This is a genomic window from Nocardioides sp. NPDC057767, assembly GCF_042798275.1.
GTDB lineage: Bacteria > Actinomycetota > Actinomycetes > Propionibacteriales > Nocardioidaceae > Nocardioides.
In genome coordinates this window covers 36,379-49,197 of sequence record NZ_JBHVKJ010000043.1, presented here as the reverse complement: position 1 = coordinate 49,197, position 12,819 = coordinate 36,379, and the positions used below count along the sequence as shown (strand labels likewise).

At 68.7% G+C, this 12,819-nt stretch carries 16 protein-coding genes; 6 read left to right on the top strand and 10 right to left on the bottom strand.

Features of this window, described 5'->3' with window-relative positions; all coding sequences use genetic code 11:
- Positions 1 to 69: 69 nt before the first annotated feature.
- Both ACFVDI_RS20845 and ACFVDI_RS20840 read right to left on the bottom strand, forming a co-directional pair.
- A complete protein-coding gene (locus tag ACFVDI_RS20845; RefSeq protein WP_378909447.1) occupies positions 70 to 1,131 on the bottom strand; it encodes an S-adenosylmethionine:tRNA ribosyltransferase-isomerase in 1,062 nt (353 codons plus the stop codon).
- Positions 1,128 to 1,826, bottom strand: coding sequence for an SDR family NAD(P)-dependent oxidoreductase (locus ACFVDI_RS20840; RefSeq protein ID WP_378909445.1), 699 nt, complete (start codon positions 1,824 to 1,826; stop codon positions 1,128 to 1,130). Before ACFVDI_RS20840 ends, ACFVDI_RS20845 begins: the two co-directional genes overlap by 4 nt.
- 61 nt (positions 1,827 to 1,887) lie before the next feature.
- Between ACFVDI_RS20840 and soxR the strand changes: the two genes are divergently transcribed.
- Positions 1,888 to 2,361, top strand: coding sequence for a redox-sensitive transcriptional activator SoxR (soxR, locus tag ACFVDI_RS20835; protein WP_378909441.1), 474 nt, complete (start codon positions 1,888 to 1,890; stop codon positions 2,359 to 2,361).
- A 119-nt stretch (positions 2,362 to 2,480) separates the two neighbouring features.
- Here the strand turns inward: soxR and ACFVDI_RS20830 are convergent, their stop codons facing one another.
- On the bottom strand, positions 2,481 to 3,200 hold the full coding sequence (locus ACFVDI_RS20830; protein ID WP_378909439.1) for a peptidylprolyl isomerase: 720 nt from the start codon (positions 3,198 to 3,200) through the stop codon (positions 2,481 to 2,483).
- 186 nt (positions 3,201 to 3,386) lie between these two features.
- On the opposite strand from ACFVDI_RS20830, the gene ACFVDI_RS20825 reads away from it, so the two are divergent.
- Complete coding sequence (locus ACFVDI_RS20825; RefSeq protein WP_378909435.1) at positions 3,387 to 3,857, top strand: GNAT family N-acetyltransferase; 471 nt, start codon at positions 3,387 to 3,389, stop codon at positions 3,855 to 3,857.
- On the opposite strand, the gene ACFVDI_RS20820 is transcribed toward ACFVDI_RS20825, so the two are convergent.
- From ACFVDI_RS20820 to ACFVDI_RS20795, 6 genes are all read right to left on the bottom strand, one after another.
- Complete coding sequence (locus ACFVDI_RS20820; RefSeq protein ID WP_378909430.1) at positions 3,812 to 4,339, bottom strand: MauE/DoxX family redox-associated membrane protein; 528 nt, start codon at positions 4,337 to 4,339, stop codon at positions 3,812 to 3,814. The two genes, ACFVDI_RS20825 and ACFVDI_RS20820, sit on opposite strands and share 46 nt — an antisense overlap.
- Positions 4,336 to 4,527, bottom strand: a complete 192-nt coding sequence (locus tag ACFVDI_RS20815; RefSeq protein WP_378909428.1) for a hypothetical protein — start codon at positions 4,525 to 4,527, stop codon at positions 4,336 to 4,338. Before ACFVDI_RS20815 ends, ACFVDI_RS20820 begins: the two co-directional genes overlap by 4 nt.
- 97 nt (positions 4,528 to 4,624) lie before the next feature.
- Positions 4,625 to 5,905: a hypothetical protein gene (locus ACFVDI_RS20810; RefSeq protein ID WP_378909426.1), complete on the bottom strand. Its 1,281-nt coding sequence runs from the start codon at positions 5,903 to 5,905 to the stop codon at positions 4,625 to 4,627.
- Positions 5,906 to 6,006: 101 nt separating this feature from the next.
- A complete protein-coding gene (locus ACFVDI_RS20805) occupies positions 6,007 to 7,131 on the bottom strand; it encodes an endonuclease/exonuclease/phosphatase family protein (protein ID WP_378909422.1) in 1,125 nt (374 codons plus the stop codon).
- A gap of 9 nt (positions 7,132 to 7,140) precedes the next feature.
- On the bottom strand, positions 7,141 to 7,890 hold the full coding sequence (locus ACFVDI_RS20800; RefSeq protein WP_378909418.1) for a VOC family protein: 750 nt from the start codon (positions 7,888 to 7,890) through the stop codon (positions 7,141 to 7,143).
- Between the two features lie 103 nt (positions 7,891 to 7,993).
- Complete coding sequence (locus tag ACFVDI_RS20795) at positions 7,994 to 8,269, bottom strand: Fe-S cluster assembly protein HesB (protein ID WP_336737993.1); 276 nt, start codon at positions 8,267 to 8,269, stop codon at positions 7,994 to 7,996.
- Positions 8,270 to 8,508: 239 nt separating this feature from the next.
- On the opposite strand from ACFVDI_RS20795, the gene ACFVDI_RS20790 reads away from it, so the two are divergent.
- A complete protein-coding gene (locus ACFVDI_RS20790) occupies positions 8,509 to 8,943 on the top strand; it encodes an SPW repeat protein (RefSeq protein WP_378909413.1) in 435 nt (144 codons plus the stop codon).
- Between the two features lie 64 nt (positions 8,944 to 9,007).
- Here the strand turns inward: ACFVDI_RS20790 and ACFVDI_RS20785 are convergent, their stop codons facing one another.
- On the bottom strand, positions 9,008 to 9,430 hold the full coding sequence (locus ACFVDI_RS20785) for a PPOX class F420-dependent oxidoreductase (protein WP_378909411.1): 423 nt from the start codon (positions 9,428 to 9,430) through the stop codon (positions 9,008 to 9,010).
- 153 nt (positions 9,431 to 9,583) lie between these two features.
- Here ACFVDI_RS20785 and ACFVDI_RS20780 point away from each other — a divergent pair, with 153 nt between their 5' ends.
- The 3 genes from ACFVDI_RS20780 (at position 9,584) to ACFVDI_RS20770 (ending at position 12,738) form a co-directional block, all read left to right on the top strand.
- Positions 9,584 to 11,005: an aminopeptidase gene (locus tag ACFVDI_RS20780; protein ID WP_378909409.1), complete on the top strand. Its 1,422-nt coding sequence runs from the start codon at positions 9,584 to 9,586 to the stop codon at positions 11,003 to 11,005.
- A gap of 63 nt (positions 11,006 to 11,068) precedes the next feature.
- A complete protein-coding gene (locus tag ACFVDI_RS20775; protein ID WP_378909406.1) occupies positions 11,069 to 11,947 on the top strand; it encodes an LLM class F420-dependent oxidoreductase in 879 nt (292 codons plus the stop codon).
- A gap of 110 nt (positions 11,948 to 12,057) precedes the next feature.
- Complete coding sequence (locus ACFVDI_RS20770) at positions 12,058 to 12,738, top strand: suppressor of fused domain protein (RefSeq protein ID WP_378909403.1); 681 nt, start codon at positions 12,058 to 12,060, stop codon at positions 12,736 to 12,738.
- The last annotated feature ends 81 nt before the right edge of the window (positions 12,739 to 12,819 follow it).

Below are 12,819 nucleotides of genomic sequence, written 5' to 3'. Positions count from 1 at the left end.
GTCCGGGAGCGAACTGCCCATTTACCGGCGAGTAATAGGCAGTTCGCTCCCGGACTACCCCGACAGACCTCACGGCAGCAGCAACCCCGAGTCGCCGAACTCGTGCCACAGGTAGCCCTCGGCGACCGCGGCGTTGTAGGCCCTCTGGGTGAGCTCGGGACCGGCGACCGCCTCGACGAGCAGGAGGTGGCTGGCCTGCGGGTCGTGCCAGCCGGTGATGAGCCCGTTGACGACGTACGGCGGGTTGGCCGGTGTGATCACGCGATCCGTCCAGCCGCTCGCCGCCTGCACCGCACCGGTCGCCGGGACGACCGCCGACTCCAGGGCCCGGGTGACGGTGGTGCCGGCAGCGACGATGCGGCCACCGGCGTACCTGGTCTGCTCGACCAGCCGGGCCGTGGTCTCGGGGACCTCGAACCACTCCGCGCCGGGGGCCTCGCCGGCCTCCTGCGAGGAGACCCCGGTGTGCAGCGTGATCGGGGCGATCTGGATGCCGCGGGTGACCAGCTCGGTGACCAGCGGGTGGGTGAACGGACGGGCGGCCGAGGGCATCTCGGCGCTCCCGGGACGGTGCCCGAAGACCGTCTGGTAGGCATCGATCGGGTAGCGGCGGTCCAGATAGCCGTACGCGATCGGGCGGCCGGACCGCTCGAGCTCGGCGGCCACGTCGCCGGTGACCTCGGCACGCCACAGTCGGTTGCCCTCCCCGGTGGGGGAGGACGGGCGGCCGTCGGGATAGGGCTCGATCAGCGTGACCCGCAGGCCGGCGGTCACGACCACGTCGCCCTCGGCCGCGTCGAGCACGGATCGTGCAGCATCGGGAGCGGAGCGGATCTCCACGGCCCAGCCGGTGTCGAGTCGCTGGGCGAGGTGGAGCACGACCCGGCCACGCCCGATCAGGTCGGCGTCGAGCTGACGCGCCTCGGTGACCGAGTCGTTGACCACGACCAGGTCACCGGGGGAGAGGTGGTCGGCAAGGTTGCGGAACCGGGCATGTCGTACGCCGCCCGGCGTCGCCACGAGCAGGCGCACGCCGTCGCGTTCGAGGCCGCGCCACTCCGCGGGTGCAGGGGCGGTGGTGTCGTCGGGGAAGGGGAACGTGGTGGTCGGTCGTTCGGCGAGCATGGTCATCGGGTTGCTCCGATCGGTGCGAGGTCGGTGGCGCGGTAGCGCCCGGACGGCTGAGTGCCCGCGAGCAGTGCGAGCAGGTGCGGAACGACCGATTCCGGGAGCGGCCGGTCGGAGATGTCCTCGCCGGGGAAGGCGGCCTGGTGCATCGCGGTGCGCATGTCGCCGGGGTCGACGGCGTACGCACGGATGCCGTTCTCGTCACCGAGGGTGAGGACGAGGTGGTCGAGGGCGGCCTTGCTCGCTGCGTACGTTCCCCAGGTCGGGTAGTGCTCGACCGCCGCGTCGCTGGAGATGCCGACGAGGGTGCCGCGCGAGGCGATCAGGTAGGGGAGGAGTCGCTGGGTGAGCGCGAGCGGGGCCACCAGGTTCGTCTCGAGCACGCTGGAGAAGAGACTCTCGGGGACCTCGGCCAGGGGAAGCATCGGGCCGAGCTCGCTGGCGTTGTGCACGAGCAGGTCGAGACGCCCGTGGCGGGCGACGGCGGCGGCGATCGCGTCCTGATGGTCCTGGTCGCGTACGTCGCCGACCAGGGTGGTCACCCGGTCGCTGTCCGGGAGAGAGGTGTGGAGACGGTCGGCGTCACGAGCGTCGGTGACGACGTTCCAGCCCTTGTCGAGGAGTGCCGTGGCGAGAGCGAGACCCAGCCCGGCGGAGCCGCCGGTGACGACGGCTACTTCGTTGTGTGATCTGTTCATGCTGGCTAGCATTCAACCTAAAGTGAACTTGAGATCAAGGCCTGTGACAGAAAAGAGTGACATGAACACCCACGACCTGCTCACGATGGGCGAGGTGACCCGGCGCAGCGGCTACGCGGCCTCCGCGGTCCGTTACTACGAGAGCCAGGGTCTGATCCAGGCCGAGCGCTCGGCCGGGGGACAGCGCACGTTCGAGCGCAGCGTCCTGCGCCGCCTCGCCTTCATCCGGGCGGCCGCGAACGTGGGGCTCTCGCTCGACGAGATCAAGGCGGAGCTGGACTGCCTGCCGGGGGACCGTACGCCCACCAAGGCCGACTGGGCCCGGATGTCGAAGCACTGGCGCCGCCGCCTCGAGGAGCAGATCCACGCCCTGGAACGTCTGCGCGACAACCTCGACTCCTGCATCGGCTGCGGCTGCCTCTCGCTCCAGCGCTGCCGCATCTCCAACCCCGGCGACGCCGCTGCGGCCCAGAGCCCCGGCGCTGCGTACCTCCCCAAGGTCCTGCGCCGCGACCCACCCCGCCGCCGCGCCTGACCCCGCCGAATCCGCAGAAATGGCGGGCCGAGAATGCAGTTGTGGGCGACGAAACTGTTGTTTCGCCGCCCACAACCACCGATCCGGCACGCCAGAAGTGCGGATTCGGCGAAGGGTGATCAGCCGACGGTGATCGTCTCGAACTCGACGGGCGTCTTGGGGGCACCGGTGCCGTCGGCGCCGGCCTCGGCCACACCGGCCTCGCCGACCTCCTGGAGCGTCTTGATGCCGGCCTCGTCCAGGGTGCCGAAGACGGTGTAGGCGGGCGGGAGCTGGGTGTCGCCGAAGACCATGAAGAACTGGCTGCCGCCGGAGTTGGGCTGGCCGGTGTTGGCCATGGCGAGCGTGCCGGCGGGGAAGGTGTCGCTGTCCTTGAACTCGTCGGGGATGGTGTAGCCCGGGCCGCCGGTGCCCTGGCCGGTCGGGTCGCCGCACTGCAGCAGCGCGAAGCCGGGGTTGTTGCCGAGACGGTGGCAGCTGGTGCCGTCGTAGTAGTCCTGCGAGGCCAGCGAGAGGAACGAGTTGACGGTGCAGGGCGCCTTGTCGGCGTCGAGGGTGACCGCGAGCGGGCCGACGGAGGTGTTGATGGTGGCGGCGACCTTGCCGGTGTACTGCGCGGTCTCGTTCGGCGCGTCCACCTCCTTCGAGGCGCCCATCGGGTCCGCGGCGTAGTCACAGCTGGTGGAGCCGGCCTTCACGACCGACTTCCAGTCGCTCGACTCGCTCGACCTCGGGCCCTTGCTCTCCTGGGCGTCGCCCGAGTCTTCGGAGGAGCCACAGGCGGAGAGCGTCAGGAGCAGGGCGGCGGCGGCAGCGGCCGGGAGCATACGAGTCAGCATGCCCAGATGCTAGGGGAGCCGTCCGAATCCTCCCTCGACCGACCCTGCATGGCGATGCCGTCGACAGGCGTCGCCAGCATCGGAGCCGCGCACTATCGCACAGGATGGTTGCCGGCCGCGATACTGCACCAGCCTCGTCGCACCCCGAGAAGCCACGACAGGGAAGGGCCCGGATAGCCTCCAGCCGTGCCACTGCTCTCACTGCGTTTCGAGCTCGACGACCTGACCCGGCCCGAGGTGATCCGGATCCTCGAGGAGCATCTGGAGGACATGTACGCGGTGACGCCGGCCGAGTCGGTGCACGCGCTCGACCTCGAGGCGCTGAAGGTGCCCGAGATCGCGTTCTGGTCGGCCTGGGAGGGCACCGAGCTCGTCGGCTGCGGCGCGCTGAAGTCGCTGGGCGAGGGCGACTACGAGCTCAAGTCGATGCGCACCACGGCCGCCGCCCGTGGCCGTGGCATCGCGACCGCGATGCTGCGCCACCTCGTCGAGCAGGCCCGGTCACAGGGCGCTCGCCGGGTGCTCCTGGAGACCGGGACCGAAGGCTTCTACGAGCCCGCCCGGCGCCTCTACGCGGGCAACGGCTTCACCGAGCGCCCGCCCTTCGGCAGCTACGTGCTCGACCCCAACTCGGCCTTCTTCGAGCTCTCGCTGTAGTCCTCGACCGTCGGGGTGTCGCGTCGGAACAGTAGGTCGTCGAGAGCGAGCTTGGTGCGGCGTACCAGGATCAGATAGACCGCGATCGCGAGCCACCCCAGGTCGCGGAAGGTGTCGGCGAGATAGGTGGGGTCCGCCGAGGCGCCACCACCGCCGAAGCAGCCGCAGTCGATGTTGAGCCCGCGCGCCCAGGCGGAGGTGATCCCGAGGATGAACGAGCACAGGCCGAGCGCCGTCGCCACCGCCGCCGTCCGGGTGAACAGGCCGAGGATGAGCAGCACGCCGAGGACGATCTCGGCGATCGGCATCGCGATGGCGTACGCAGGGGCCAGCTGCCACGGCAGCAGCTGGTAGCCACGCACCGCCTGCTCGGTGACCCCCGGCTCGGGCAGCTTGGCGAGCCCGGCGGCGAGGAACACGAAGCCGAGGTAGAGGCGGCCGGCGAGGCCGATCCAGCCCAGCAGATCTGCCCGGGCCCTCATGAGAGCACCACCCACGAGGTGCGCAGGACGCCGAAGACGACGAACGCCGCCACGACGGCGTAGCCGGTCCACAGCAATGGCGCCGGCGAGACCTCGTCTCTGATCTCACGCCGCACGAACCACACCCCGAGCGCCAGCACGGCCACGGAGACCGCGACCAGCCCGACGACGTACCCAACCTCGTTCACGCGGCCAGCGTGCCACAGTCCGGGCCCGTGACCACTGCTCCGAGGCCCGACTTCAGCGCATCTTCAGACTGGAGGGCGCCTTCTCAGGAAACACAGCTCAGGGTTGCAGCCACCACGGGCTGGTGTAGGCGATACCGAGGTCGTTGCACGGATGCCCCTCCGGCCCGGGCGTCGCGTTGGCCTGGGACGGATCGCTGACGCGCAGCAGCACCCAGTCGCCGTCGTCGTAGGAGACCGGCACGATCACCGAGACGGGCTCGCCGACCCGGAACGCCACGACGTCCGTGACCACCGGCACCGACGGTCCGGGCCGCAGCACCTGCAGGTGGAGCTCCCGCCCGATCCACTCCTCGTCGCGAGCCAGGTCGAGGGTGAACCGCATGTCGCCGCCGCGGCCGGGGATCACCGAGCCCATCCGGTGCTCGACGCCGTCCAGCGTGGCCACGGCGTCGATGCGGAGCCCCGAGGTGCGAGTGGCGAAGAACCGCCGCGCCCGCATGGCCTCGAAGACGCCGGCGCGATCGTGGGAGGCCACCCACAGCCCGGTGCGCCCCTTGCCCTCCGGATGGCCCCAGTCGGTGCCGTGCTCGTCGGTGACGCCGCTGATCCCGGTGCGCCAGCCGGCGTTGAGGCACTGGCACAGGGGAGAGGTCTTGCCGTCGGCAAAGCCCTCGAAGAGGTAGTCGTCACCGCGGTTGAACATCTCCAGGGACACCATCCGCTCCCGCGCCCGCGCGTCGAAGCGGAACTCCTGGAACCGGAACGGCTCGCGCCCGGGATGGTTGAACCCCGCGATGCCGTCCGATCCGCCATCGATCAGCGGCGTCGACGGCGAGCGCATCAGCCAGTCGAAGAACGGCCGCATCGCACCGACATCGACGATGTCGGTGAAGTGCTCGCTTCCCCACACGTTGATATGACCCAACAACGGCTCGGACCACTCGAAGCCGCGGATCGCGGTGAAGGTGCCGTCGGCGTTGGCCGCATCGGCCAGCTCGCGCGTGCGGGCCCAGTCGGAGCGGGTGATCCCACCGAGCTGCTTGTACGCCGGCGGCAGCAGTCCTGCGAGCGCGTCGCCGAGGATGTTGTCGGAGACGGTGGCGTGGTCGGTGAGCGCCGCGACGTCCAGCCCGGCGCTCCGCATCGAGTCGAAGGCGAGGTCCGGGTCGCCGGAGCCGTCCGACATCAGGGTGTGGTTGTGCAGGTCGGCATGGACCAGCGTGGTCCCGTGCGAGAGCCGCGACATCCGGCTCGCACCCACGCCGGGCCGAGCGGTCGCCGAGGCTGCCGCCCCGGTGAACGCCGACGACATCGACGCCAGCAGCAGCCCGGCTCCCGCGGCCCCCAGGGCCGTACGCCGGGTGAGCGGCCCGTTCATCGCCCTCAGGGGCTGGTGCTGATGTCCGTGCTGATGTCCGGGTCCGAGGCACATGGCCCCTATTTGACGCAGATCCCAACGGCCTACGGGAGGCTTTCAGGTCACAGGTCGGTGAAGTCGGCGTAGAGACAGGCGTGGTCGGAGGCCGCGTGCTGCTCCGCGGTCAGGGTCGGGAAGAGGTCCCACGGGTCCTTGGTGCGCGGGCCGTGCCAGACGCCCTTGCGGAAGACGCCGCCGCCGGTCTGCTTCGCACGAAGCGCGGGGGAGAGGAGCAGGTAGTCGATCTTGTCGTCCTCGTTGCCGGAACCGTACGTTCCGCGCCGGTGGTTCCAGTCCCAGTGCTCGTGCTCGCTGGCGTCGACGAGCCCGTCCACCGAGAGGAGAGGCGAGAGCGACTCGCTGGTGGGGGAGTCGTTGAGGTCGCCGGCGACGCAGATGTGCTCGATGCCCTCCTCGAGCAGCCCGCGGTAGATCTCCGCGACCCGCGCCGCCTGCCGGCCGCGGCGCTTGGCGCCCTGCGGATCGCCCTTCTCCGAGTAGCCCTTGGACTTGAAGTGGTTGGCCAGCACGACGATCCGCACGCCGCTGGGAGCGTCGAGGTGGTACTCGCAGCAGTCCCGCGAGAAGATCACGCCCTCGTCGTCGCGGTCGAAGATGTGGGTGCGCATCTGCACGAGGCGGTAGCCGTCGCCGACCATCACGCCGACATCGATGCCGCGCTCGTCGTTGCCCTCCAGGACCATCACCTGCTCGTACGCCTCGGCACCGACCTCCGGCAGGAGGGTCTGGGAGAACATGTGCAGGCCCGGCCGGTCGTCGGCCTCGACGACCACCGCGACCTCGGCCCGCAGCTCGGCGAAGACGCGCGCGATGTTCTCCGTGGCGACCTCGTCGACGGCGGTGGTCTTGAGCTCGACGAACCCGACCCAGTCGTTGCGTCCCTTTGCGACCAGCTGCACGTCGCCCGACCGTGGTCGCTTCAGCAGCGCGCCGCGCAGCTTCCGCAGCCGTGCGAACCGGGCCTCGTCGCTCCTCAACAGTCCGACCTTCTCGAGGTTCTCCAGGATCTCCTGCTCATCCCCCTCGTAGCTGGGTTGGGCGAGAAGAGTCGAGACCCGGGCGTGGGCGGCCAGGATCGTGCGCCGCGTCTTCGCATCGGCCTCATCGGTGTCCATCGCCTTCGGCCGGGCGAAGAGGTTCTCGACATTGAAGGATGCGAGCCGCATACCTCCAGGCTAGGACACCTTGCCGGTCAGCGGGTCGCGATCGGTGAGGCAGTAGACCTGCCCGTACGGAGCCCGCATGACGGTCCACCACTCGAAGACGCCGACCGTCTCGGCGCCGAGCGCCTCATGACGGCAGGTCTCCGAGGCACGGTGGGCGACCGCCAGGTCGGGATGTGCCCGGACGTCGCCGTTCTCGTCCTCGAGCAGCTGCAGCAGGATCCGGAGTCCGCCGTGGGCGTCGGGGTCGACGAGGCGTACGAACTCGGGGGACTTGGTCTGCTCCGGAGTCCGCCCGGTGATCCCGGCCCAGAAGGCGACCTCTTCGTCCCAGCGGGACCGGGGGATGTCGATGCAGATCTGGTCGACCACCCGCTCCGGCTCCGAGCGCGCGAACCGCTGGTCGGTCCCATCGCCGAGGGTGTGGCAGAAGAGCAGTCCACCGGGGGAGCGCATGACCGGCACCCCGTCGTACGTCCAGGCCGGGTGCGCTCCGAGCGTCGTCGACCGCTCGACGGCGGCCTCGCGATCGGCCGAATCGAGGTCGACATGGATCCGTGGCTCGCTCTCGTCGAGAGCCTGCAGCTTCAGCCAGGCGTCGCCTGCCTGCGGCACCAGGGTCACGAACTGCTCGTCCTCGCCCCTGGGCGGCGAGACCGCCCAGCCGGTCGCGGCCGACCAGAACTCGACCGCCTCCGCCCACCCCGGACGCGGGACGTCGAGGAAGAGGTGGAACCAGGCAGGTACGCCAGCGGTGCTCATGTCTGCCGACACTACGCGCGTGGCGAGCCGTGCGCAGGCACACAAAGGGACACGCCGGGGCACGCCGCGAGTGCGGCGCGCCCCGGCGTGTCCGGGGTCGGGATCAGCCCTGCTGAGAGATCCCGAACTGTACGTTGCCGGAGGCATCCATCCCGGCGTCGAGGACCTTGTCGTCGAGCTCGGCGGCGGCGCCCTGGTCGAGGAAGACCCGCGCGCCCTCCTGCTCGATGACCTGGTCCTCGGCCTCGGCCGCAGGGACCAGTGCGGCGCTCAAAGCACCGTCCGGTTCTGCGTTGGAGGCGAGCCGGAGGCCAGCGCCCTGGGACTGCTCGGAGATCGAGCGGACGATCGTGGTGGCGTTCTCGGTCAGCTGAAGCATGTCGAGATCTTCCGTGGTTGGGTTCGGAGTACCCGCTCCACCATTCCTCACCGATCGGCCTCATTCAAGCCCGGCACCCCGAGATCACGCGTCTGGCGCAGGTCCACGGGCACCGGATCGATAGGACCTTTTGCTCTCGAATGCCACCGAGATGGGTGGTTTGAACGCGCTGTCGCGGACCTAGAATCAGGGCAGGACACAGTGTTTCCTCTGGCATTGGGCTGAGGAGGTGAATCAAAATGTCGTCTGAAAACCTGTCCATTCAGGAACACCCAGACATCGCGGCACTTCGGGACCGGTTCGATCTGACCGGATCCTCCGCCACCGCTCAGGTGGTCGATGGTGTCACGATGCTGGCCGGCCTCTATCTGGCCGTATCGCCGTGGATCGTGGGCTTCAACACCACGGCATCTCCGCTGATGATCAGCAACCTGATCATCGGTCTGACGGTGGCACTGCTGGCGCTCGGGTTCGCGTCGGCGTTCGGCCGCACACACGGTCTGGCCTGGACCGTTCCGCTCATGGGGGCATGGGCGATCGTCTCGCCGTGGCTCATGAACGGCGTCGACACAACCGGGGGGATGATCGCCTCCAACGTCATCGTTGGGGCCGTCATCATGCTGTGCGGGCTCGGCTCGTCCGGGTTCGGCACGTTGTTCAACCCGCGTAGGTAGCGCTCGCGGATCCGTCCAGAATCGACCGGCCGAGCGAGGAGCGCTCGGCCGGCCTCAGGCGGATTCAGCCCAGGTCGGCGCCGTACACCTTCGTGACCGCGATGGTGACGAGCACGCGGCGGTCCTTGACCATCACCTCGCGATACTCGTCCCAGTCGGGGTGCTCGCCGGCAACCCGACGGTAGTAGTCGACGAGCGCGTCGACCTCCGGTCCATCGGGTGCGGTGCCCGGGCCGGTCAGCGTGACGGTGCCCTCGGCCGTCGCCCAGGATCGCCCGCCCGGACCGTCGACCTCGATCGCCGCCCGCGGGTCGCGGCGGAGGTTCTTCGTCTTCACCAGCCCCTCGCGGGTCGAGATGAGGATCTCGCCGCGCTCACGGTCGTAGTACTGCCACACCGGCGAGAGCTGCGGGAACCCGTTCGCCTTGATCGTGGCAAGGATTCCGTGGCGGGTCGTGGCGAGCAGCTCGTGCGGGTCGAACGTCATGGTGAAAGCGCCTCCTCGTCGGGCGTTGCCCAGATGGTCGTTGCTTTCTAGAAGGCAACCGGACGCGACTTCCTTCCCGGGTCCCTAATTCGGAGGTGCGTCCCGCGCGGGTCGGCTAGGTTGCCGAGCACCCCGCACCGAAGGAGACCCCACATGCGTGCATTGATCGGCCGGATTCTGGTGGCGATGGGGCTGGTATCCCTGCTCCTCGTCACACCCGCCAACCCCGCGAACGCCGCCGAGGAGGACATTCTCGACCGCCTTCTCGCCATCGAGGGCGTCAGCCTCATCCAGGAGAAGCCGGTCACCGGCTACCGCTACTTCGTCCTGAGCTTCACCCAGCCGGTCGACCACCGGCGGCCCGACGGCGACACCTTCCAGCAGCGCTTCACGGTGCTCCACAAGGACACCGCCCGCCCGACCGTGTTCCACACCAGCGGCTACAACGTCTCGACCAACCCCGGCCGCAGCGAGCCGACCAGGATCGTGGACGGCAACCAGGTCTCGATGGAATACCGCTTCTTCACCCCGTCGCGCCCCGACCCGGCCGACTGGGACGATCTGGACATCTGGCAAGCGGCCAGCGACCAGCACGCCATCTTCAAGGCGCTGAAGCCGATCTACTCCGCGAACTGGCTCGCCACGGGCGGCTCCAAGGGCGGCATGACCGCGACCTACTTCGAGCGGTTCTACCCCCGCGACATGGACGGCATCGTCGCCTACGTCGCACCGAACGACGTGGTCAACAGTGAGGACTCCGCCTACGACGAGTTCTTCGCCACCGTCGGCACGGAGGACTGCCGCGACCGGCTCAACGGCGTCCAGCGCGAGGCGCTCGTCCGCCGTGAGGCGCTGAAGGCGAAGTACGCCGACCTGGCCGCCGCCGAGGGCTACACCTTCGACACCGTGGGCAGCCTGGACGCTGCGTACGAGATGGTCGTGCTCGACTACGTCTGGGCGTTCTGGCAGTACGCCGGCACCAACCAGTGCGCGAACATCCCCGCCGACGCGGCGACCGCCACGGACCAGGCGATCTGGGACTCGATCGACTACTACTCGGGTTTCGGCTTCTACACCGACCAGGGCCTGAGCCCCTACACGCCCTACTACTACCAGGCCGGCACCGAGCTGGGCGCGCCGACGATCGGCTTCCCGCACATCGAGGACGAGCTGATCCGCTACGGCTACGCGCCGCCGCGCAGCTTCGTCCCGCGCGACATCGACATGCGGTTCGACCCGTCCGTGATGCGTGACGTCGACTCGTGGGTGCGCAGGCACGCCCACCAGATGCTCTTCGTCTACGGCGAGGCCGACCCGTGGGGCGCCGAGCGCTTCCGCCCGGGCATCTTCGCGAACGACTCCTACGTCTTCACCGCCCCGGGCATGAACCACGGTGCCAACGTGGCCGGTCTGGTCGCCGACGAGCGTGAGCTCGCCACCGCCCGCATCCTGGAGTGGGCCGGCGTCGCGACCGCCGCGGTCGAGGCCGACGCGACGAAGGCGAAGCCGCTGGCTGCGTACGACGCGAAGCTGGACAGGCGCGACCTGCGTGAGGAGCGGCGCATGCGTCCGTGACCGGGCGAACCGATGGAAATGGGGCTTGTCTTCGAGCGCGCTCGAAGCCATAGCGTCTGAGGTATGGATCTTGGACTCCACTACTTCACGTTCACCCACCCCGAGTGGGAGACCACGCTCGCCGACAAGCTGACCGAGACAGCCCGCATCGCAGACGAGGGTGGCGTCGACCTGCTCACCGTCATGGACCACTGGTTCCAGATGGAGCAGGCCGGCGGCCCCTTCGAGCCCATGCTCGAGGGCTACACCACGCTGGGCTACCTGGCAGGGATCACCGACAACGTACGCCTCAGCCTGCTCGTCACCGGCGTCACCTATCGGCACCCGGGGCTGCTCGCCAAGACAGTGACCACCCTGGACCGGCTCTCCGGCGGCCGCGCGCTGCTGGGCATCGGTGCGGCGTGGTACGAGCGTGAGCACCAGGGTCTCGGCGTGCCCTACCCGCCGACCGCCGAGCGGTTCGAGCGCCTGGAGGAGACCCTCGAGATCTGCCGTCAGATGTGGTCGGACAACGACGGCGCCTACGAGGGCAAGCACTACCAGCTCGCCGAGACGATCTCGCTGCCGCAGCCGGTCAACGGCAGGGTCCCGGTCCTGATCGGTGGGGGAGGCGAGAAGAAGACGCTGCGCCTGGTCGCCAAGTACGGGCAGGGCACCAACCTCTTCGGCGCTGCCGGGCCCGAGGCGGTCGAGATCGTCCGCCACAAGCTCGAGGTGCTGCGCGGCCACTGCGACGACCTCGGCACCGACTACGACGCGATCGAGAAGACGATGCTCTTCCAGGGCCCCGCGGTCGAGGACCCGGACGCGTTCCTGAAGTCGATGGAGGAGTACGCCGCCCTCGGCATCACCCTCGTCGGGCTCATGCCCACGCCGTACGTCGACCCGGTTCCCTGGGCCACCGCCGCCGTCGATCTGGTGCCGCGCCTGAAGGGCCTGTGATCGGCAGAGGTGAGTGACCCGCTCTGAGCCTCATCGCCGATCAACGGGCACTAGGGAACGGTGAACCTGAACCTTTGGCTCGGACTGCCCATGGCTGGCACGATTGCGCGATGCTGACGAAGGACGAGTACCTCGCACGTGCAAAGGCCGAGACGGACTGGGCCCCGGGCTGGGACGCGATCGATGAGGCATTCTCTGCTCTTTACCCGGGGGTCATCCCGCCGCATCTCGGTGCGGACATTCATGCGCGGGCAATTTTCGGAGGTCCCGAGTTCATCGATGGCTACAGCATCTTCCCGAGTCCTCACGGGTATCAGCATCTACTCACATACGGTATGACTTCGCTGTACGTCGATGAGGATGCGTTTGGCGAAGAGTTCAGTGGCTGGGGCTACGAGATGACCATGAAGGTGAGGGCCGACGGCCCGGATGAATGTCGATGGGCGGTCAACTCGCTGAGCAATCTGGGCCGCTACACGTACATGGCGAAGCGGTACTTCGAGCCGTTCGAGTTCATCAATGGGCAGGGTCGACCACTTCGACCCGACGGTGACACGTTGCTTACTAGCTATTTGATCGCACCTGACACGGAAGTCGCTGGGATCGACTCCATTCATGGTCGCGTCGACTTCCTACAGCTGGTCGGGATCACTCAGGATGAGCTTGATTGGATAGCTGGCGAATCACCGGAAGGCGCGGCAGACCGTGCCAAGACGCTCGTCGACCGGATGCGCCAGAGTGGCAATGCTCATCTGGTGACGGACCTCGGTCGAACCGAGAACTTCGTCTGAATCTTGGGCCCGGGTGCGGATCCCAAAGGACTGTGAGCGACAGGCCAACGGGAGGTCACCCGCCTCGGAGAGACATCGCTG

Bases quoted from the DNA above. Each gene is read 5' to 3' on its own strand.
- ACFVDI_RS20845 (WP_378909447.1), bottom strand. From the start codon at position 1,131: ATGACCATGCTCGCCGAACGACCGACCACCACGTTCCCCTTCCCCGAC.
- ACFVDI_RS20840 (WP_378909445.1), bottom strand. From the start codon at position 1,826: ATGAACAGATCACACAACGAAGTAGCCGTCGTCACCGGCGGCTCCGCC.
- soxR (WP_378909441.1), top strand. From the start codon at position 1,888: ATGAACACCCACGACCTGCTCACGATGGGCGAGGTGACCCGGCGCAGC.
- ACFVDI_RS20830 (WP_378909439.1), bottom strand. From the start codon at position 3,200: ATGCTGACTCGTATGCTCCCGGCCGCTGCCGCCGCCGCCCTGCTCCTG.
- ACFVDI_RS20820 (WP_378909430.1), bottom strand. From the start codon at position 4,339: ATGAGGGCCCGGGCAGATCTGCTGGGCTGGATCGGCCTCGCCGGCCGC.
- ACFVDI_RS20810 (WP_378909426.1), bottom strand. From the start codon at position 5,905: ATGAACGGGCCGCTCACCCGGCGTACGGCCCTGGGGGCCGCGGGAGCC.
- ACFVDI_RS20805 (WP_378909422.1), bottom strand. From the start codon at position 7,131: ATGCGGCTCGCATCCTTCAATGTCGAGAACCTCTTCGCCCGGCCGAAG.
- ACFVDI_RS20800 (WP_378909418.1), bottom strand. From the start codon at position 7,890: ATGAGCACCGCTGGCGTACCTGCCTGGTTCCACCTCTTCCTCGACGTC.
- ACFVDI_RS20795 (WP_336737993.1), bottom strand. From the start codon at position 8,269: ATGCTTCAGCTGACCGAGAACGCCACCACGATCGTCCGCTCGATCTCC.
- ACFVDI_RS20790 (WP_378909413.1), top strand. From the start codon at position 8,509: ATGTCGTCTGAAAACCTGTCCATTCAGGAACACCCAGACATCGCGGCA.
- ACFVDI_RS20785 (WP_378909411.1), bottom strand. From the start codon at position 9,430: ATGACGTTCGACCCGCACGAGCTGCTCGCCACGACCCGCCACGGAATC.
- ACFVDI_RS20780 (WP_378909409.1), top strand. From the start codon at position 9,584: ATGCGTGCATTGATCGGCCGGATTCTGGTGGCGATGGGGCTGGTATCC.
- ACFVDI_RS20775 (WP_378909406.1), top strand. From the start codon at position 11,069: ATGGATCTTGGACTCCACTACTTCACGTTCACCCACCCCGAGTGGGAG.
- ACFVDI_RS20770 (WP_378909403.1), top strand. From the start codon at position 12,058: ATGCTGACGAAGGACGAGTACCTCGCACGTGCAAAGGCCGAGACGGAC.